This is a genomic window from Bradyrhizobium sp. WD16 (assembly GCF_024181725.1).
GTDB lineage: Bacteria > Pseudomonadota > Alphaproteobacteria > Rhizobiales > Xanthobacteraceae > Bradyrhizobium_A.
Genome location: NZ_CP028908.1, coordinates 670,546 through 689,071 on the forward strand (window position 1 = coordinate 670,546; position 18,526 = coordinate 689,071).

The 18,526-nt window shown below is 61.3% G+C and carries 17 protein-coding genes and 3 pseudogenes; 3 read left to right on the forward strand and 17 right to left on the reverse strand.

The window, feature by feature from the left end; all coding sequences use genetic code 11:
• Positions 1-9: 9 nt before the first annotated feature.
• Entirely contained in the window at positions 10-915 is a 906-nt protein-coding gene (locus tag DB459_RS03120; RefSeq protein WP_253711489.1) for a LysR family transcriptional regulator, read from the reverse strand.
• A gap of 132 nt (positions 916-1,047) precedes the next feature.
• Between DB459_RS03120 and gstA the strand changes: the two genes are divergently transcribed.
• Positions 1,048-1,662, forward strand: coding sequence for a glutathione transferase GstA (gstA, locus tag DB459_RS03125; RefSeq protein WP_253711490.1), 615 nt, complete (start codon positions 1,048-1,050; stop codon positions 1,660-1,662).
• 383 nt (positions 1,663-2,045) lie between these two features.
• On the opposite strand, the gene DB459_RS03130 is transcribed toward gstA, so the two are convergent.
• From DB459_RS03130 to DB459_RS27495, 13 genes and pseudogenes are all read right to left on the reverse strand, one after another.
• Positions 2,046-2,558 carry a GNAT family N-acetyltransferase gene (locus tag DB459_RS03130; protein WP_253711491.1) on the reverse strand — a complete coding sequence of 171 codons (513 nt, stop codon included), beginning with the start codon at positions 2,556-2,558 and terminating at the stop codon, positions 2,046-2,048.
• Positions 2,546-2,806, reverse strand: a complete 261-nt coding sequence (locus DB459_RS03135; RefSeq protein ID WP_253711492.1) for a DUF6290 family protein — start codon at positions 2,804-2,806, stop codon at positions 2,546-2,548. Before DB459_RS03135 ends, DB459_RS03130 begins: the two co-directional genes overlap by 13 nt.
• Positions 2,807-3,984: 1,178 nt before the next feature.
• Positions 3,985-4,341: a type II toxin-antitoxin system RelE/ParE family toxin gene (locus tag DB459_RS03140; protein ID WP_253711493.1), complete on the reverse strand. Its 357-nt coding sequence runs from the start codon at positions 4,339-4,341 to the stop codon at positions 3,985-3,987.
• Positions 4,342-4,348: 7 nt separating this feature from the next.
• Positions 4,349-4,636 carry a type II toxin-antitoxin system ParD family antitoxin gene (locus DB459_RS03145; RefSeq protein ID WP_253711494.1) on the reverse strand — a complete coding sequence of 96 codons (288 nt, stop codon included), beginning with the start codon at positions 4,634-4,636 and terminating at the stop codon, positions 4,349-4,351.
• Between the two features lie 259 nt (positions 4,637-4,895).
• The gene (locus tag DB459_RS03150) at positions 4,896-5,273 is read right to left on the reverse strand and encodes a type II toxin-antitoxin system HigA family antitoxin (RefSeq protein WP_253711495.1); all 378 of its coding nucleotides are present in this window, start codon (positions 5,271-5,273) and stop codon (positions 4,896-4,898) included.
• Positions 5,263-5,586: a type II toxin-antitoxin system HigB family toxin gene (locus DB459_RS03155; protein WP_253711496.1), complete on the reverse strand. Its 324-nt coding sequence runs from the start codon at positions 5,584-5,586 to the stop codon at positions 5,263-5,265. Before DB459_RS03155 ends, DB459_RS03150 begins: the two co-directional genes overlap by 11 nt.
• A 392-nt stretch (positions 5,587-5,978) precedes the next feature.
• Positions 5,979-6,734, reverse strand: a pseudogene (locus DB459_RS03160) (AAA family ATPase); the annotation flags it as partial.
• Between the two features lie 56 nt (positions 6,735-6,790).
• A complete protein-coding gene (locus DB459_RS03165; RefSeq protein ID WP_253711497.1) occupies positions 6,791-8,794 on the reverse strand; it encodes an ATP-binding protein in 2,004 nt (667 codons plus the stop codon).
• 1 nt (position 8,795) lies between these two features.
• Positions 8,796-10,013, reverse strand: a complete 1,218-nt coding sequence (locus DB459_RS03170) for a GIY-YIG nuclease family protein (RefSeq protein ID WP_253711498.1) — start codon at positions 10,011-10,013, stop codon at positions 8,796-8,798.
• On the reverse strand, positions 10,006-12,054 hold the full coding sequence (locus DB459_RS03175; RefSeq protein ID WP_253711499.1) for a DEAD/DEAH box helicase: 2,049 nt from the start codon (positions 12,052-12,054) through the stop codon (positions 10,006-10,008). The genes DB459_RS03170 and DB459_RS03175 overlap by 8 nt, the downstream gene beginning before the upstream one ends.
• Before the next feature lies 1 nt (position 12,055).
• Positions 12,056-12,916, reverse strand: coding sequence for a hypothetical protein (locus DB459_RS03180; protein ID WP_253711500.1), 861 nt, complete (start codon positions 12,914-12,916; stop codon positions 12,056-12,058).
• Positions 12,913-13,194, reverse strand: coding sequence for a type IIL restriction-modification enzyme MmeI (locus tag DB459_RS27490; RefSeq protein WP_371926952.1), 282 nt, complete (start codon positions 13,192-13,194; stop codon positions 12,913-12,915). The genes DB459_RS03180 and DB459_RS27490 overlap by 4 nt, the downstream gene beginning before the upstream one ends.
• Positions 13,195-13,203: 9 nt before the next feature.
• Positions 13,204-13,698 (reverse strand): annotated as a pseudogene (locus DB459_RS27495) (type IIL restriction-modification enzyme MmeI); the annotation flags it as partial.
• Positions 13,699-13,801: 103 nt separating this feature from the next.
• On the opposite strand from DB459_RS27495, the gene DB459_RS03190 reads away from it, so the two are divergent.
• Positions 13,802-14,748 (forward strand): IS630 family transposase gene (locus tag DB459_RS03190; RefSeq protein WP_253706644.1). Its coding sequence is split into 2 segments (ribosomal slippage): positions 13,802-14,141 and positions 14,141-14,748, totalling 948 coding nucleotides; the frame shifts between segments, so codons are not numbered across the junction.
• A gap of 10 nt (positions 14,749-14,758) precedes the next feature.
• On the opposite strand, the pseudogene DB459_RS03195 reads toward DB459_RS03190, so the two are convergent.
• A pseudogene (locus tag DB459_RS03195) lies at positions 14,759-16,744 on the reverse strand (class I SAM-dependent DNA methyltransferase); the annotation flags it as partial.
• Complete coding sequence (locus DB459_RS03200) at positions 16,725-17,033, reverse strand: HigA family addiction module antitoxin (RefSeq protein ID WP_253711501.1); 309 nt, start codon at positions 17,031-17,033, stop codon at positions 16,725-16,727. The gene DB459_RS03200 and the pseudogene DB459_RS03195, both read right to left, overlap by 20 nt.
• A 197-nt stretch (positions 17,034-17,230) precedes the next feature.
• Between DB459_RS03200 and DB459_RS03205 the strand changes: the two genes are divergently transcribed.
• Positions 17,231-17,536: a HigA family addiction module antitoxin gene (locus DB459_RS03205; RefSeq protein ID WP_253711502.1), complete on the forward strand. Its 306-nt coding sequence runs from the start codon at positions 17,231-17,233 to the stop codon at positions 17,534-17,536.
• 126 nt (positions 17,537-17,662) lie between these two features.
• On the opposite strand, the gene DB459_RS03210 is transcribed toward DB459_RS03205, so the two are convergent.
• A complete protein-coding gene (locus tag DB459_RS03210) occupies positions 17,663-18,505 on the reverse strand; it encodes a MoxR family ATPase (RefSeq protein ID WP_253711503.1) in 843 nt (280 codons plus the stop codon).
• Positions 18,506-18,526: the final 21 nt, after the last annotated feature.

Here is an 18,526-nt window from a genome sequence, read left to right on the forward strand (position 1 = left end):
GCACTGGAATCATGGCGCGCGGTCCCGGCCGGATCCGCCACGGCCACGGCGCGGCGTCGACGTCCGCATGGCGTCGATGAAGGCCTGCGCGGCGCGGCTGGGCTCGCGGTTCGGCGCGGCGACGAGACCGAACACGCGCTCGAGCCGCGGCGACAGCTCGCCGATCCGCAGTCCGCGGCGGTTGTCGGGCAGGGTCGATTCCGGCACGAGGGCCATACCGGCGCCCTCGCGGACCAGGGCAATGGCGCTGGTGAAGTCGCGCACCTCGATCTGAACGTTGCGCAGCGGAGCACCGGCGGCGGCGGCGAGAGCGCGCGGGTTGACCGCGCAGCCGCCACTGGCGACGACAAAGGCTTCGCCGGCGAGATCGGAAAACGTCACCGCGGGCCGGCGGGCCAGACGATGGCCGGCCGGAAACACCGGTCTCCAGCTGTCGCGGCCGAGAATGGCTGCGGCACGCCCCCTCGCCGGATTGAGGACCACGCCGAGATCGATCTTGCCGGCCGCCAGCAGGCTCTCCACCTCACGGTCGTCGACCTCCAGCGCGGTCACGGTGATGCCGGGATACAGGGTGCGGAAGCGGTGCAAGGCGGCGGGCAGCAGCGCGGCGAAGACGCTGGGAAAGCCGGCGATCCGCAGCCGCGCCGCGTTGAGCCCGCGGGCGCCCTGGGCTTCGGTCCTCATGCGGCCAAGCGCGTCGAGCGCCGCGCGCGCATGATGGACGATTCGCTCCCCCGCGGCGGTGAGCTCTGCACCTCGCCGCAGGCGCACCACCAGCGTGATCCCGAGCGTATCCTCCAGCGCCGCGACCGCCTGGCTGACGCCGGACTGCGTGACGCCGAGGGCGGCTGCCGCGGCGGTGAAGCTGCCGCAGTCGGCAAGGGCGACGAGGCTGCGCAGATGACTGATGTTCATATTACCAATTCTAATGGCAGGATCTTCCTGCAGTAATTTTCCTTCTGATCGTCGCGATGTCAAATTCGGCGGCACCGGGCGGCGCGGCGCAGATCCGTCGCGCCTCGCGATCGACACCACAAGGAGTGCACGATGAAGCTCTATTTCGCTCCCGAGACCTGCTCGCTGTCGCCGCACATCGTGCTGCGCGAACTCGATCTGCCGTTCGAACTCGTCCGCGTCGACAACCGGACCAAGCGGACGGCCGACGGCGCCGATTTCCTCGCGATCAACCCCAAGGGCTATGTGGCGGCGCTTCGGCTCGACGACGGCGCCGTGCTGACCGAAGGCCCCGCCATCGTCCAGTATCTCTCCGATCTGAAGCCGCAGGCGGACCTTTCGCCGCCGAACGGCACGCTGGCGCGGGCGCGGGCGCAGGAATGGCTCAACTTCATCAGCAGCGAGATCCATGCGGCGTCCCATCCGCTGTTCAGCCCCGCCATGGCGGACGAAGCGAAGGCCGTGTTTCGCGACAAGCTGTGCCGGCGCTTGGACCTCGTCGCGGCGACCCTCGCCCGGCAGGATCATCTGATGGCCGAGGGCTTCGGCGTCGCCGACGCCTATCTCTTTACGGTCCTGCGCTGGATGAAGGGCTTCTCGATCGACCTCGCGCACTGGCCGGCGATCGCGGCCTTCATGGAACGTGTCGGCGAGCGGCCGGCGGTGAAGGCGGCCCTGGCGGCCGAAGCCATGGCACCGTCGCCGTGACGACGATGCGACCACGTCGATTGGCGCGGCCCGCGCGGCGCAGCATCTTGTGCGGCCATCGCCGCTTGAAGCATTGACGACGACGGAGAGCGGGGCACCGCCACCCGCTCCGTCCCCGTGCGCGAGAGCGGGCACACCGGCGGTCGCCGCATTTCCCGCGTCATGGCCGGGCTCGTCCCGGCCATCCACGTCTTTCTTTTTGGCGAAGTCGCTCGAGACGTGACGCCCGGCACCGGTCTTCGGCTTCGACCCGGCACAATGGCTGGGCGCGCCGAAGCTTCTTAGCGAAGGCGGGCAAGGCCGGGCATGACGATGGAGACCGGGGCGAGAGCACGGGGCCGGCGCACATTCGCGAACCGGTGTCCGCTTCGCTGGAAAACGCTCTAATCGCCAATGCCGTTCTTTTCGAGATCGATCATACGCACAATCATCGCGCGTTTGGGATCGAAGGGCAGATCCTCAAAGCCCCATCGCCGGTAATAGGCCCGCAGTTCGTCATCGAGCGGATGCGTGATGACACCGAGGCTCGCGACGTCTTGCGACGCGCACAGCGCCGCTTTGAGCGCAAACAGCAGGAGCGAGCGGCCGCGTCCTTGCCCGTGATCGTCCTTGTGAACCGCGAGTTGTCCAAGGAGCGTTGCCGGCAGGGGATCGGGCCGGTTTCGGCGCTGCGCCTTGGGGAGAAACTCCCGCTCGATCTGAGCCGCGCTCAACGTCACATAGCCGACGATGCGTCCGGTGGCGGCCTCGCAGGCCACATTGACGCGCGAGAGGCCCGCCACATGGTTGTGCCAGGCATGTCGCCGGAACCACACATTCAGGGAATCGCGACCGCAGTCGAACGCGCTGCGATCGTCGTCTTCGGCAAGGGGGCGTGGCGGCGTTACTTCCGCCATGTGGGAGGCTTGGCGGACAATTCCTTGAGCCCTGCGATCTCGCGCGCCGGCGCCTTGGCCCAACGCTCAAAGCGCTCCCAGTCCTTCGCCGGAATGCTCACGACGCGCCGCTCCATCATGTCGAGTTCAGCGGCTTCGAGGGCTTTGCGCCGCACGAAATCGCTGACATTCGTGCGCGCCTGTGAGGACGCCGCTTCCAGCAGCGCCCGCTCCTGGTCGCTCAAGCGTACGCTCAGCACCGTGGACATGGCGATGTTTCCAGCTTCGTTCACCGTTGTATGACAATGACATACAACGCCGCCTCCCGTCAAGGTCGCAGGCACAGCGATGACGACGGAACATGTGGCCACCGTACGCGCAATCGAGCTGGAGCGGCCACACGCCATGCTCGCCGACGCACGCCGAAGAAGTCATCGCCTTCGGTCTGGAACGCTGCCCCTGCTTATTGAGGCACGGCCGAATTCGCCATCGGGCTTTCCAGCTCAACGGCCCAGGCGATGAGCTCGGCTGATGTCCAGTTGCGCGTGAGCCAAATGGTCAACGCCGCGCCGGACAAGTGCCAATATCGACGATCACTCAAGTGTTTCGCATTATGAGACCGTGCAATGACCGATGCGATCCGGGTGCTTGCGCCTGGGTGTACACCTTGAAGAAAATAGGAGTACGGCGAGATTGGATCGATTTGAACGGATTGAGATATCTGTAGTCCCTTAAACAAACTATCTATTTGTTCAGCTGTGGCTGTATGCGTGGCTGGCGTCGGGCGGCCTTCAATCTCGCTGAGTCCAATCCAATAAATTAGCCATGGAGCAGCTATAGCGACCGACAGCATTGTCGCCGCTAGTGTCCCGTCTCCGAATTACCGCTTCGTTTGCCTCGCGCTCGCACGGTCATTCGGAGACATAGGGACACTAGCAAAATCAAAGTGCTAGTGTGGCTTATGTCTCGCAATTGCCTACGAGAGGGGTGCCGCGAAGGCGGTAGGCAATTGCGAGACGCCACACTAGCAGGAGCACGATCAAATTCCGCCGTCTCGTCATTGTCCGACTACTGAATTGGCAGGGAGACCATGTCGGCCGGGCGCTTCAAATGGGGCCAGGATTTCACGCCAGCTCCAGATTTCGCCGCGGTCTGGCAAAAGCGCCGCTCGACGGTTCGGCCCGGAAGACGGCGCGCCAATGGCAACTCCTGGCCCATCGCGCCGTTCCCGGGGTTGATCGAAATGGCTGCAGTCGAAGGGTAACCGGACCATCCGCAAGATCGGTAGCCGCCCATCAGGCGTAGCACAAGATCGCAGTCGGTCGCAGGTTGTCCGGCCGGATCGCGCCGGGCGGCGGCGGCTTCACAGCACCACCGCGAAGCAATAGCGCCCGTCTTCATCGGCCGTGGCGCGCGCCATTTCCGCGCGGCCATCCTGCGCAGGGCTCTATTCGCCGCTCTCGTCACGGGCAGATGGAACGTGGCGCTGAAGGTCCATTCCGTCGTGGAGGATACGGACGATTTCGATCGTCCTCCCCGGCGCGGCCCGGTACATCAGGAAGTGACTTCTGCAACGACCGTGGCGCGCAACGTGGAGCGTGCGAAGGCCCGGCATGATTTCGTCTCGAGCCTTCGAGCCCACGACGTCGGGACCTTCGGCGAGTCCGCCAATCGCCTGAACGAGCGTCTCCCGATAGACACGCGATTGCCGCGCGCCAAAATTCTCGGCGGTCCATTTGAGGACATTTGCAAAGTCGAGTTCTGCGGCGGCGCCCAGGCGGACGCGCCATCCCGGCTCGGCCATGTGGGCTCTATTCGACTGTTCTGGAAATGACCTTCTCCGAGAGGTCGTTCAAATAGGCTCGCAGATCTTCGGCGTTTCTGAATTCCTCGAATTCGCCTCGATCCAACGCGCCGACGCCGACGCGAGCAGCTGCGCGCAGGGCTTTCAGCTTGCCCGCATCCTCCGCCTCCCGTTGCTCCACCAGCCGCAATCCGTCGCGCAGCACCTCGCTGGCGTTCTGGTAGCGGCCGGACTTGACGAGTGTTTCGATCAGTTTTTCCTGGCGCTCTGTCAGCACGACATTTCGGGTTGGCATTGGCGTTCCTCGGTTGAGTTCAATTGTTGATGGCATATTACGCCATCAGCGTTTGGCGTTCTCAACCCCGATGGTTCGGCGCGCGTCAGGAAGCCGCCGAGCGGGCGCGCTTCAATGCCTATGCCCGCGCGGCGGAGGCCGCCGTCCGCCGCGCCGAGGAAGAACGGGAGACTGCATCGCGCGCTCGGGTATCGTTCGCCCCGCGTCCGGAAATTAAGGGGCTGCAACAATCCGACGCCAGGCGTGAGGCTGGGATCCCTCACGCCGCCGTCTTCCGGCTCGGCCGGATCAGCACATCCGCGGAGATCCCAAGGCGCTCGTGCAGGCGACGGATCATCGTGATCGATAGTCCGCGTTTTCGGTTCAGGACCTCGGCGATGCGGGTGCGCGTGCCGATGATCTCTTCCAGGTCCCGCCGTGTCAGTCCTTGCTGCTCCATGCGAAACTTGATGGCCTCGATGGGATCGGGCGGATCCATCGGATAGTGCTCGGTCTCGTACGCGTCGATGAGGGTCGCGAGCACATCCAGCCGATCGCCCTCGGGCGTGCCTGCCTTCGCACCCCAGAGGCTCTCGACCTCCTTGAGCGCGGCCTCGTAATCGCGCTTCGTCCGGATTGGCCTTATCTCAGTCGCCATGCTGAACCTCTTTCACATCGATCTTGTCGTAATCCCTGTGCGTGCCGATCCATTTGATCCACACGATGCTCTTCTCGAAATCGACGGCGACGACCAATCGATAATCGTTCCCCTTGATGTTGAACACGATCCGATCCGCTGAGATGATGCTGGCGGTCGCATAGCTGCGCCTTACATCGGCTGCGCTCGACCACCGCGCCTTCTTGACTTCATCGAACCAGGCATCCAGGGCGGCCTTCAGCGCGGCACGGTCCTTGTGTTCCCTGCGCGCCTCGATGTACTCCCGCAAGGTGCGCCGAGCGATGATCCGCATTTTTCAAGAATACCATGCACCCAAAATGGGCGCAAGCTCATCCAATCAGCGTGGCTGTTTCGAGCATGCACGGCGCATGTGCCGACAATCGGCCATCCGGACTACTGGATTTTTTCGCGGGGAATGACGGCAGAAGGTGGGTTGGCTCCGCTTCAAGCGACCCGCGCGGCGGCAGCTGCGCCGCGGCGTTTTCTGCGGTCGTCCCCCGCTTCAAGCGGGGGACCCAGTAACCCGTGGCGGCGCGAATGGGCGTGACTGCCGATGCGCTTCTCCAGCGTCCCGCAGTAATGACTCGCCAGTCAAGCCGGGCGACGACAACCGAGCGTGAAGACGAGCGTTCGGGCAAACGACGCGGCGCGGTCACACGGCGTGCCAGCCGCCGCAGCCCCCCCTCACACCTCGCGGCGGCTGAGGAAGGCGAGGCGCTCGAACAGGTGGACGTCCTGCTCGTTCTTGAGCAGCGCGCCGTGCAGCGGCGGGATCAACTTGCGCGGGTCGCGCTCGCGCAGCGTCTCGGGGCCGATGTCCTCGTTGAGCAGCAGCTTGAGCCAGTCGAGCAGTTCGGAGGTCGACGGCTTCTTCTTCAGCCCGGGCACCTCGCGCACCTCGAAGAAGATCCGCAGCGCCTCTTCGACCAGGCGCCGCTTGATGTTCGGGAAGTGCACGTCGACGATCTGCGCCATGGTGTCGGCGTCGGGGAACTTGATGTAGTGGAAGAAGCAGCGGCGCAGGAAGGCGTCGGGCAGCTCCTTCTCGTTGTTGGACGTGATCATGACGATCGGCCGCCTCTCGGCGCGGATGGTGGCGCCAGTCTCGTAGACATGGAATTCCATGCGGTCGAGCTCGAGCAAGAGGTCGTTGGGGAATTCGATGTCGGCCTTGTCGATCTCGTCGATCAAGAGCACCGGCCGGGGCGGGGCGGAGAAGGCGTCCCACAATTTGCCGCGCTTGATGTAATTGGCGATGTCAGACACCCGCGGATCGCCGAGCTGGCTGTCGCGCAGGCGGGACACCGCGTCGTATTCATAGAGGCCCTGCTGGGCCTTGGTGGTCGACTTGATGTGCCAGGTCAAAAGCGGCGCGTCGAGGGCCTTGGCGACCTCCTCCGCCAGCACGGTCTTGCCGGTGCCCGGCTCGCCCTTGACGATGGGCTTTCCCGCCTCGGTCAGCGCCCCTGCTTGTTCCGCGCAACCATCCAGCCCGTTCAGTCGATGCCGAGCTTGTTGAAGAATATCTTGTTCCGCATCTCCGCGTCGCGCAGCAGCTTCGTCCAGCTAACCACCTCCATGTAGAGGCTGATGTTGCCGAACCAGTTGAACCATCCCAGGCCATCGGGCATCGGGGTAAAGTTCTTCTCCTTTTGGAGCCAGTCCTTGACCTTCTTGGTCAGATCACAGACGACATAGCCGTAGAATGGCGTTGTCTCGTTGACAAGGATGTCACGGCCGGTTGGAGTCTTGAACTTACCCTCCCTGATTTGATTGACGTAGCGGATGATCTGCTGAACCGGGTCTTCCCTGGAAGATGGGTCAGCAAAATCGTCCCGCTGGGGCTTCTTGAACTCGAAAATCGTGATGGGGTTGCTGGCTTCATTGTCGCCGCGATAGGCCACGCGCCGGTTGTAGACGGTTATGTCCGTGCGATCCCCAGATGATTGAAGCGGTTTGTCAGACGAAACGTAGGATGTAAAATTTAACCGTTCGTCAAGAATCCAAAGATTGTGCGCGTCGTAGTTCAGTCCCTCGGAATCCTTTTTGCGCGGCATGATGATGTCATGCACCTCGCCTTCGGACTTGTGCTTTCCGTCAGCTCCGATCTCTAGCGACTTGGACAACAGGTCAAGGACGCACTTCCGCATGGAGACATAGTGGATCAGGTCGTTCTTGCTGTTATCGGAAATGCTCTCGATCAACTGCGAGATTTTCTCGCCAAGCTCATCCGGGTTCTCCGAGTTCAGTAGCGCCGTGACCTGCGTTCGAGTCGCTATTTCCTTTTCAAATTTCTTCTTTTGGAGATGAAGCTCGATGTCCTGATTTGATGGCCTCATGGGCAGGGCGCTGAAGTCTACCTCTTTTGCAAGGATACGATGCCAGGGGGCGTCATTGGTTACGTACTCGGAGATGCGTACTTCCTTGCGCCTCTTCCTTTCGGCGATCTCCGCACCCACTACCGACTGCACGATCTCGGCGGCTTTCTGTTCGATGTCGTTCTGGGATATACCGTTCAACAGGTCGGTATCGGTTTGAAAGCGAAACTCGCCTCGCTCGAGGGACACGTTGTCATTCAGATAGTCGCTGAACACATAGGCTTTGATGACAAAGTTGCGCCCTTTAGCCAAATCTTGATCCGGCCCCAGCTCGAAAAACTCCTCCGCAAATTCAGGAATGTATGATTCGAGTGGATTGTCCGTCACTTCCCGCCGATGCGCGACAAGGCTGACCTTGCTCTTCGCCGTTCGCGGCGCGAAGAATTTGAATACGCGGACCTGAAAGGTCTTTTCATCCTCATTTGCCGATAGCGAGAACGCGCCTTCGTCCACCTTCATTTCGACGATCTGGCTGTTCTCCTTGCCCAGGTAATCATTGAGGGAGACGGCATCGGACGGCTTATTGGCTTCCCGGATCACCACGCGCGGGCAACTGCGCTCCTTATCCACGAAATAGGGCAGCAGCCGTTCCACTACGACCCGGCTGATGGTTTCCAGATTCTTGTCAGGGAACCTTACCGACTTGATGCCGGAAATCTCAACAGTTGCGCCGGTCGCCTGGGCTTGAGACTGACCTTCCTTTTCGTCAACGATGATGTCCTTATCCAAGCCCATCCTGAAAGAACGATCACGAAAGGCATCGCCTTCCGCGAAGGTGCTGGATACCTTCACCCGGTCGAAGTATTTCAGGCAGGTGAAGCGGCCAAATCCCTTGCCGCCGTCCGCTATCTTCTGTTCGGTATAGAGGGTGTCGAAAGCGTCGCGGTTGGTTTTGGTGAAACCTATGCCGTTGTCTTTGACCACGAAGCCGTCAACGTCCTCAAGGCGGTCGAGTACGTCGGCCTGCCCGTTTCGGAGAACTTCGATTTCGACCAACCCGTTCGGTATGCCCTTCGCGTCAATGGCCTGAATCGCGTTCACGACCAACTCTACCAGTGGCGTATAGATATTGGTGCCGGAACGGATGTTCTCGACCAGTCGCCTGACATTGACGTTGCTCATGTCAAGCCCCCAGAGGAGGCAGTGCCCTGCGCTCCATCAGGCGGGCGCCATTCGGGTCATAGATGTAGCCGGTGATCGTGCCATCCTTGATCTTCTCCACGGCGTCGTCGATCACGAACAGCGGCACGAGGAACCATTCGCGCGGGATCACCGGGTTGCCGAACCTGTCCTTGATCTCGATGTCGAGCCGGGCCGGATCGAAGATGCGATGGATGAGGTTTTCCAGTTTGGCGCGACTGATGTTGAACAGCTTGTAGGTCGCCACAATTTCAACATCAGCCAACAGGAAGGTCGGGTCCAGCTTGGCATTGGTGATGCGTTTGGCGACGTCGCCGCCAGTGACGCCGATCTTGTGAACGAGGTCGCGGTTGGCGGCGACGATAGGGTTATCCGACTTGCTGCGCAGGACATAGATGGTGCCGCTGGCCAAGTCGTCGGCCTCACTTTCGCTGGCGAAAAGCGGCCCAGCGTTCGGTTCTGACACGCGGCGGCTCACATCGTCCTTATAGAGGGCGCGTTGCAGAGAGCGGAGTAGCAGGTTGCTCTCGGTGCCGTTGGAATAGATGACGCGAAGGCGGGCGTCGCTTTCGCCATTGGGCGCTTTGAAGGGTTCGCCGACTTCGGCGACGTAAGCGATCTGGCCGCCAAGGATGAAAAACTCTCCGGCCCTGATGTCCGTTTTCAGGAAGCCGGCATCCTTACGGATGGGCTGGGTGATGCGCACGCCGCTGTCGAGGTCGTTCTGCACGGCATTGAAGAGAGGCTTGAAGCGGTCGAAGTCCTCGCACCGCTCCCGGTTGGCGATTTCCTCGGCCGCGCGTTTGTCGGCGGTGGTGCGGACGTGGCGAAGATCGGTGATGTCCGTCGCGCCTGCCGCGCCCTCTAGCTCGGCGAGCAACTCATCGTCGTCCATTTCCTCCGCCGGAGCGGCAACCGCATCCTCTGCAACCGCAAGCAAGCCTTGGTGATCGAGCGGTGCAAGAAGAGAACGGCACTCCTCCTGCGCGCGCAGGCGGTCGAGCCGAACGGCATAAAGCCGCTCGAAAATATCGCGGTCCTCGCCATGCTGCGGCGCGCGGCCATGCGCGGCGGCGAAACGCTGAATTTCCTCGAAGCCCGCAATGATGCGTTCCTCGCGCGCGGAGCGTCCGCCCTTCTTTTCAGGCTGGGCGAAATCCGCGAGTTCGTCGCGCAGTTCATCAAGGTCAAGGTCACTCATAGCGGCCCTCATCCTTGAAGCGCACGAAGGCGGCTGCACCTTCGGCCAGCAGCTTTTCCCAGGCATCGGTCGAGTTGATCGAAGGCAGCCGTCCGCGCTCCTTCTTAAACTTAACCGCGCGCACGGCGTAGTCCTTCGCCTCCTCCGGCGTCAGCGTGGTGCGCTTCGCGGCAATCGCGGCCTTCACCTGTTGCAGGCGCTCCTCGTTCATCGTTTTGGCGAGAATTGAATAGGCTTCCTTGAACGGGTTGATGCGGTCGATCAGGTCGATGTCGAGTTCGCGCACGTCCATCGCAAACTTGCGCACGCCGTCGATCAAGGCCGTGTTGGCGGTGGGTTCGCCGCTCACGCGATCAAGCATGGATTGCTTGGCCTGCTGCGTGATGTTGAGCGCGGCGATAGCGTGCTGGCGCACCGCTTCCTGGTCTTCGTCGCTCAACTCGGGATATTTGTCCTTCACTATCTTGCCCATGCGAACCTGCGTCAGTTCCTCGGGCACCAGCTCGTCGTCGAACAGACCGCGCTCGATAGTCGTCTTGTCCTGCACGAAAGCAGCGATCACCTCGTTCAAATCCTGCTGACAGATTCGCGCTGCCTCGTGACTCTTAGGCTCGACAAGGCCCTTGATTTCGAACTGGAAGACACCGCGCTCCTCGTTGAAGCCAACATTGCACTTGTTGGGATCGTAGCCGCCTTCACCATAGTCGAAGCCTGGGGTCGGTCCGCTTTGCGGGTTCTTCGGCTTGAACTCAAAGCGCGGGGCAAGCACCTGCTCCATGAGCAGGCTGGCGGCGATGGCCTTCAACGTGTCGTTGACAGCCTCGGTCACGGCGTCCTCGGCGGCGTCAGGTTCGGCGATCAGATTTGTGAAGCGCGCGCGGGTCTTGTTCGGTGCATCGCGGGTCGCGCGGCCGATGATCTGCACGATCTCGGTGAGGCTGGAGCGATAGCCCACCGTCAAAGCGTGCTCGCACCAAATCCAGTCGAAGCCTTCCTTGGCCATGCCCAGCGCGATGATGATGTCCACATGATCGCGGTTGTTCTTCTGCGTGGGGTCTTTCAGCGCCAGGGAAACACGGTCGCGCTTGTTCGCGTCATCATCGACAAGATCGGCGACGCGGAGCGTCCGGCCACCCGGCGTTTTGACAAGCTGGAATCCCGTGGCAGCGTCGATGCCCTGCCAGTCACCGAGTGCGCCGATGATGTGTTCGACTTCCTTGATCTTGTCCTTCGTGCTTTCGCGTGAATTGACGTTCGGAATATGGACAATGGTTTTCTCGGCGGGATCGAGCACCGCCAGAATATCGTCCGCATAAGAGTCGGAATAGAAGAAATAACCGATGTCGAGCTGCTTCAGATATTCGTAGCCGTTGAGCTGTTCGTAATAGGTATACGTGACGGACTCGAATTTCGCCTCGTCCTGTGGGGTCAACACCGGCACTGCGTCGCCACGGAAATAGCTGCCGGTCATGGCGACGATATGCACCTTGTCGCGAGCAACGAAGGCCCCAAGGTGCAGGCCCAGCTTGTTGTCGGGGTTGGCGGAGACGTGGTGGAACTCATCCACCGCGATCAGCCGGTTGTCGAACGCCTCCACGCCGAACTTGTCCACAGCGAAGCGGAAGGTGGCATGGGTGCAGACCAGCACCTTGTCATCGCTTTGCAGGAACGCTTCGACCGAATTGACCTTGCCGCCATTGTCCGCGCCGGGCGCGTCGCAGAGATTCCATTTCGGCTCGACATACCAGTCGGCCCAAAAGCCGAACTGGCTCAACGGCTCATCGTGAAAGCTCGCGCCGATGCTCCTTTCCGGCACGACGATGATCGCCTGTTTCACCCCCTGATTGGCGAGCTTGTCGAGCGCAATGAACATGAGCGCGCGGCTTTTGCCGGAGGCGGGCGGCGACTTGATAAGCAGATATTGCTCGCCGCGCTTCTCATAGGCGCGCTCCTGCATCGGGCGCATCCCAAGGGCATTGGCCGTGGTCGAAGAACCGTTGCGAGCGTAGGAAACGGAGACGGAGGGGACAGTGCTGACCATATCAAACCGCCTTTCGTTGACTAAATCGGCGAAGGAAAAGGCGGGCGGTTATCAGTGTTATCTGAAGCCGGAAGGTCGCATCTTCTTCTTCGGACAGCCCCGGATGCCCACCATGCGGGTGCATCCGGCTCATCAACCCTTGAACGTATTGGGGCTTCTGATTGTTAGCATTCCACTCGTTATAGTCCGCGAGCAAGAACGGCGGCTGCACGTTATCGCCGAGAAAATCGCGCTTCGCCTTGCTGTCACCGCCACCGACATAGCCAAGAGCGACGGCAATCTCGTTCAGATAGCTCTCAAAGAAATTGCGCAATTCTCCGTTAGCCGAAGACCATTCGCCTCTCTGAAACGCCGATACTGCTTGTTTTAGATGCCCCTTGGCGACGGCGAAGCCGCCGCGGTCTAGGAGGGCAACAACTTCGTTCTCGGCTTCGCGGAAATCCAAGCCGGGAATGTCTTTCGGCAGCATCCGCACAAGCGTCAGGACTTTTTTGGTCGCTTCGCCATCCCAAGAAAACCTGGAGGTAACGCTGGTCTCCGTTTCCATAACCTCGAAGCCATCGAACCGAAGGCCCGCAACCAGCCTGTTCCATGCCACTGAATCTCGGAGCGCCTCGGGCGCAGTGATTGCGGTCTCGACAAGCGCCCGATCAAGGGAGACACGGCCATTCTCGGTCATCACGGTAAGTTCTTCGTCGCAGGCGAGCTTCGCCCAACTCGCAACGCGAGCGGATTTGCTGGATACATTGCATCGTCCATCAATGCCCCATTGAACCTCCATGACCTCCATATCGCTGTGCGAATTGAAGTCGGCGGCTACCTCGGCAGCGGCAACGATAGTCATGCGATTGAACTTGCTCATGCCGCCCCCGCCCTGCGTTTCTTTGCCGCCGCCGGCGATGCGATCATTTTGGTGTAGAGGTCGAACAGCTTTTCCAGCCGTTCCGTATCGTTGCGAAAGCGGCGGCCGATATAGATGCGCTCCAATACCTCGTCGTTACGCTCATGGGCATTGCGTACGTCGGCGGGCATTTTGTCGGGGTCGTAAAGGTCGGCGATGGTCGCCGGGAAATGCGCCTCGCGTGCCAACAGGATGTCCTCGGCGCAGCGAGTCAGGTCCGCCTTGTTTTTCTCGGTCAGTGTGGGAACGGGAAAGGTATTCCAACCGAGTGTGTTGGAATAGCGGTAGTCGGTCTTCAGCTTGCCGCAGACGGTGCCGATCCAAACAAGGTGCAGGCGCGAGGCGATCAGCGCGAGGTTCCAGAGGGGGGCGTCGTATAGGCCATAAGCGGCGTTCGTCAGCGTCGTGTCACTACCTACGAGACCGACCGGCAGATATGGCCTTCGTTCCGACGAGTGAATAGGAACCACAAGCGTAGATTGCTGCCCTATTCGCATGAGCTTCAATTGATGCGGACGTTTTGCCAAAATGGTTCTTGCGCCCTTATCCGGACTTGCGAGTCTGAGCGCTCGAACTGCTTCGATTCGTTGGTTTACCGCTGGAATTTTTGTTGCATCACTTAGATTCTGATCTTCGATCCAAAGGCAAAATCTGGCCGTGCCATTTATACATTCCTCGGACCCTACTATTCGCCGTGTCAAACGCTCGCACTGATCGGCCGACAATGCCAGTGCTTCTAGTTCGCTGCGACTTAGAGCAGGCTCCGAGCGATGTGAATCGAATCAGGATTCCCGAATCGGCTGACATCTGATTCATGATTCCTGCCGCAGAATGGAGGCGGCTGGAATGGCGCTTTCCGACGATCTTCGCAAACGAGTGGTGGAGGCTGTCGTCTCGGGCGGGCTGTCGCGCAATGCGGCGGCGAAGCGTTTCGAAGTCAGCATTGCGAGCGCCGTGCGCTGGGTCAAGCAATTCGAGACGACGGGAGAAATGTCGCCGAAGCCGACTGGAGGCGATCGCCGCTCCGGCCGCATCGAAGCCCATCACGGCTATCTGATGGGTCTGATCCGGCGCACGCCGGACGTCACCCTGCTGGAGATCCAGGAACGTCTGATCAGGAATTGCGGCGAGCATTTTTCGAGTTCCGTGCTGTGGCGCTTCTTTGACCGTCATGGCGTCACGTTTAAAAAAAGACCGCACACGCCTCGGAGCAGCAGCGGCCGGACGTCCTGAAGCAACGCCTCGAATGGTTCGAGCGACAGCTCGATCTCGATCCCGAGAAGCTCGTCTTCATCGACGAAACGGGCGCCTCGACCAATTTGGCGCGCAAAGGCGGGCGTTGCCGGCGTGGGCGGCGGCTGCGCGTCGGCGTGCCGCACGGCCATTACAAGACGGTCACGCTCGTCGCCGGCATCCGCCTTCGCGGGCTCGTGGCGGCGAAGACCTATGATCGTCCGATCACCGCCGCCCTGTTCGAGGACTGGGTGGAACACTGCCTCGTTCCTACCCTCACGAAAGGCGACGTTGTCGTCATGGACAATCTGTCCGCCCACAAGGGGCCGCGGGTCAAGGAGTTGATCGAGGCCGCGGGCGCCGAGCTGCTCTACCTCCCGCCCTATAGCCCCGACATGAACCCGATCGAGAAGGCGTTTTCCAAGCTGAAAGCGCATTTGCGCAAAATCGCCGAGCGAACTGTCGCCGCCCTGATGCGCGCCCTCGAAACCTGCGCCGACATCTTCAAGCCCGCCCAATGCGCAAACTACTTCGCTGCATGCGGATATGATCCACCTTGATCGGAGTCTGCTCTAGAAGCAAATGGCCGCCGTCGCTGGGCTTATTGCCGAACTCCATTACTGCAAGGCCAGGGCTGGGTTGACCTTGCTTCTCCACGATAATCCGTGGGCCGATGGTCAGATACGGAGTGATAGAGGCGCCCTCACGGATGACAACTGCACCGTCTTCCTGATGTTCGTAAAGTTGTCGTGACGAGCTTGTTTCGGCCGACAGGCCAAGAATTGCAACCGTCACGCCCGCATTATGGCTGGCAAGGTTCGCCCAACGAAAAGATGTAAATGCGAAGAGAATGTCGCAACCTGCGCCGTAGATGATAGGCCAAAGGATCGGAACCGACTGGCCTTGGCATATCGAATTAGTGCAGACGAACGCGGCTCGCCCCCCTGCCGCAGTTACATAGTCCGTTGCCTTGATTACCCATCCGCAAACGTAATCGAGAAATCCCGTCGAACTACTGCGCGCGCCAACGATGGCGCGTATTTCGGCTTTCTGTTCAGCGGTCTGCCAAGTGTTACCAAGATAAGGTGGATTACCACAGATGTAGGTCTCCCCGGCCTCATTCTCGAAGTCGATCTGCGCCTGATTCAGCAGCGTATGAAACAGGTCGTCGGCATGGTGCTTCACGCCGGTCCCGGTCGGCGGGCATACGCTCAACCAATCGAGCCGCAGGGCATTGCCGCAGGTGATCCAGTTCTGCGCGTCGAGCGGCAGAAACTCGGCCAACGCCAGCTTCTGCCCGCGATACAGCAGGTCGCACTGAAACTCGGCGATGATGAGCGCGAGGCGCGCGACCTCGGCCGGGAAGTCGCGCAGCTCGATGCCGCGAAAATTGGTCAGCGGGATCTCAGATGCGCGGCCGGCTTCGCCGCGCCGCTCGTTGATGACGGCCTCGATGGCCCGCATTTCCTTGTAGGCGATGACGAGGAAATTGCCGCTGCCGCAGGCGGGATCGAACACCCTGATCCGCGCCATGCGCCGCCGCAGGTTCAACAGCATCCGGCTGTTGTCGCCCGCTTCCTCAAGCCGCGCCCGCAGGTCGTCGAGGAACAATGGGCTCAACACTTTCAGAATGTTGGGGACGCTGGTGTAGTGCATCCCGAGCGCGCCGCGCTCCTCGTCGTCCGCCACGGCCTGGATCATCGACCCGAAAATGTCCGGGTTGATCTTCGTCCAGTCGAGGCCGCCGATATGGAGAAGGTAGGATCGCGCGATCCTGCTGAAACGCGGCACGGCGGGGCTGCCGGAGAACAGGCCGCCGTTCACATAGGGGAACGCATCCGCCCAACGCGGCAGCTTCGCGGACGCCCGCTGAGCGATGGGCGTGTTCATGGCGCGAAACAGTTCGCCGATCACCTCATGGGTGTTGGACGAGTCCCGCGCGCTCATCTGCTCGATAGTGGCGGTGAACAGGCCCTCGCCGTTGAAGATGTCGGTGTCCTCCGCGAAGAAGCAAAAGATCAGCCGGGCCATGAAGTGGTTCATGTCGGGGCGGCGGTCGGCCGTGCCCCAATCGGGGTTGTCCTTCAGCAGCTCGACATAAAGCCGGTTCAGGCGGCCGGTCGCCCTTATGTCGAACGAGCTTTCGCGGATTTGCTTGACCGTGGTGATCCCGGCCAGCGGCAGGAAGAATCCGAATTGGTTGGGGAAATCGGCAAAGGTGCAGGCGACCGTCTCGCCCGTCGCCAATTCCTCGGCCTCGAACGTGTCGCCATCCGTCGCCAGGACGAATTTGGCCTTGGCCCGCGTTGTCGCCGGACTGGCCTTCAGCGCGGCAAGGGTGTTCGTCACCTCGCCGGGCAAAGCGACAGCGATATGGATGTTGTTGGTCTGAAGGACGCCACCAAGGTCGGACTTGTTCGACTCGCCCTTGCGCAGCCGCTTGAGGGTGGTTTCCTTGTTCCCGAAGGCCTGCAGGAAGAGATAGGGAAACTCCTCGGCGTCGAACGGCTGCTCAGCCAGCTTAGATATGGCTTCTTCAATCTCGACGGCGTTCATGAGTCCCCCCGCTTTCCGTGGCCGAAGCACGGAAAGGCACCACCTTGATCTTGTTGGCCCGCCGCATGACTTCCTCCAGTTCGTAGTCGAGCTGCCGGATCAGCCACTCGCGGGCTGGTGTGCCGAATGCCTTTTCCAGCCGGACGGCCATCTCTGGCGAAATGCCCGACCGCGCGTTCAGCAAGTTGCTGAGGGTCTGCCGATCCACGCCCAGGACTCGGGCGGCGTCGGTGACGCTTAACCCGTTCCTTTCAACGCAGTCCTGCCGGACAGTTGCTCCTGGATGCATCGCCTATGATTCTCACCAAGCCTCAGTGAAGAGGACACTATAGTGATAATCGACACTCGACAACCGACTTCGGGCTCCACCCACATCAGGGGCAACATCGATCCGCATCAACGACCATTCCGGGTGTGCTTTGTTTGGACCGCGGAAGGCCCCGTGGAGGTCGAGATCGTGGACTACGACTAGAAGAGAACCCCACAATGACCAAGAAGCTCAAGCCCGTGCATCCCGGCGTGGTTCTGCGAGAGGAGTTCCTCGTTCCGCTCAAAATGTCGGCGGGCGCTCTTGCGAAGGTCTGCGGCTTGCCTCGGACTCGAATCGAGCGGATCGCCAGCGAACAGACCGGCACTACGGCCGATACCGCGCTTCGGCTCGCCAAGGCTCTCGACACGACGGCCGAGCTTTGGCTCAATCTGCAGAACGACTACGACGTTCAGATCGCGAAGCGCGATCTCGGCAGGATTCTCGATCGCATCCAGACCGTAAACAAGTCGAAGGCGGCCTGACCGGCGAAGTGCAATATCGACGGCGTAACGGGCCGCCCAGTCAAGCCGGGCGGCGATACCCGAGAGTTAGGCAAGCGCGGGCAAGCGACGCCGAGCGGTCACACGGCGTGCCCACCGCCCGCCCCCTCACACCTCCCGGCGGCTGAGGAAGGCGAGGCGCTCGAACAGGTGGACGTCCTGCTCGTTCTTGAGCAGCGCGCCGTGCAGCGGCGGAATCAATTTGCGCGGGTCGCGCTCGCGCAGCGTCTCGGGACCGATGTCCTCGTTGAGCAGCAGCTTGAGCCAGTCGAGCAGTTCGGAGGTCGACGGCTTCTTCTTCAGCCCGGGCACCTCGCGCACCTCGAAGAAGATGCGCAGCGCCTCTTCGACCAGGCGCCGCTTGATGTTCGGGAAGTGCACGTCGACGATCTGCGCCATGGTGTCGGCGTCGGGGAACTTGATGTAGTGGAAGAAGCAGCGGCGCAGGAAGGCGTCGGGCAGCTCCTTCTCGTTGTTGGAGGTGATCATGACGATCGGCCGCTTCTCGGCGCGGATGGTGGCGCCGGTCTCGTAGACATGGAATTCCATGCGGTCGAGCTCGAGCAAGAGGTCATTGGGGAATTCGATGTCGGCCTTGTCGATCTCGTCGATCAAGAGCACCGGCCGGCTCGGGGCGGTGAAGGCGTCCCACAATTTGCCGCGCCTGATGTAGTTGGCGATGTCGGAGACCCGCGGATCGCCGAGCTGGCTGTCGCGCAGGCGCGACACCGCGTCGTATTCATAGAGGCCCTGCTGGGCCTTGGTGGTCGACTTGATGTGCCAGGTCAAAAGCGGCGCGTCGAGGGCCTTGGCGACCTCCTCCGCCAGCACGGTCTTGCCGGTGCCCGGCTCGCCCTTTACCAGCAGCGGCCGCTCCAGCACGATCGCGGCGTTGACCGCGACCTTGAGGTCGTCGGTCGCCACATAGTCCTTGGTGCCCGTAAACTTCATTCGACACTTCGCCTCTCGACA

Bases quoted from the DNA above. Each gene is read 5' to 3' on its own strand.
- DB459_RS03175 (WP_253711499.1), bottom strand. From the start codon at position 12,054: ATGGTCAGCACTGTCCCCTCCGTCTCCGTTTCCTACGCTCGCAACGGT.
- DB459_RS03170 (WP_253711498.1), bottom strand. From the start codon at position 10,013: ATGAGTGACCTTGACCTTGATGAACTGCGCGACGAACTCGCGGATTTC.
- DB459_RS03165 (WP_253711497.1), bottom strand. From the start codon at position 8,794: ATGAGCAACGTCAATGTCAGGCGACTGGTCGAGAACATCCGTTCCGGC.
- DB459_RS03140 (WP_253711493.1), bottom strand. From the start codon at position 4,341: ATGGCCGAGCCGGGATGGCGCGTCCGCCTGGGCGCCGCCGCAGAACTC.
- DB459_RS03120 (WP_253711489.1), bottom strand. From the start codon at position 915: ATGAACATCAGTCATCTGCGCAGCCTCGTCGCCCTTGCCGACTGCGGC.
- DB459_RS03180 (WP_253711500.1), bottom strand. From the start codon at position 12,916: ATGAGCAAGTTCAATCGCATGACTATCGTTGCCGCTGCCGAGGTAGCC.
- DB459_RS03145 (WP_253711494.1), bottom strand. From the start codon at position 4,636: ATGCCAACCCGAAATGTCGTGCTGACAGAGCGCCAGGAAAAACTGATC.
- DB459_RS03210 (WP_253711503.1), bottom strand. From the start codon at position 18,505: ATGAAGTTTACGGGCACCAAGGACTATGTGGCGACCGACGACCTCAAG.
- DB459_RS03205 (WP_253711502.1), top strand. From the start codon at position 17,231: ATGACCAAGAAGCTCAAGCCCGTGCATCCCGGCGTGGTTCTGCGAGAG.
- DB459_RS03135 (WP_253711492.1), bottom strand. From the start codon at position 2,806: ATGTCCACGGTGCTGAGCGTACGCTTGAGCGACCAGGAGCGGGCGCTG.
- gstA (WP_253711490.1), top strand. From the start codon at position 1,048: ATGAAGCTCTATTTCGCTCCCGAGACCTGCTCGCTGTCGCCGCACATC.
- DB459_RS03130 (WP_253711491.1), bottom strand. From the start codon at position 2,558: ATGGCGGAAGTAACGCCGCCACGCCCCCTTGCCGAAGACGACGATCGC.
- DB459_RS03200 (WP_253711501.1), bottom strand. From the start codon at position 17,033: ATGCATCCAGGAGCAACTGTCCGGCAGGACTGCGTTGAAAGGAACGGG.
- DB459_RS03150 (WP_253711495.1), bottom strand. From the start codon at position 5,273: ATGGCGACTGAGATAAGGCCAATCCGGACGAAGCGCGATTACGAGGCC.
- DB459_RS03155 (WP_253711496.1), bottom strand. From the start codon at position 5,586: ATGCGGATCATCGCTCGGCGCACCTTGCGGGAGTACATCGAGGCGCGC.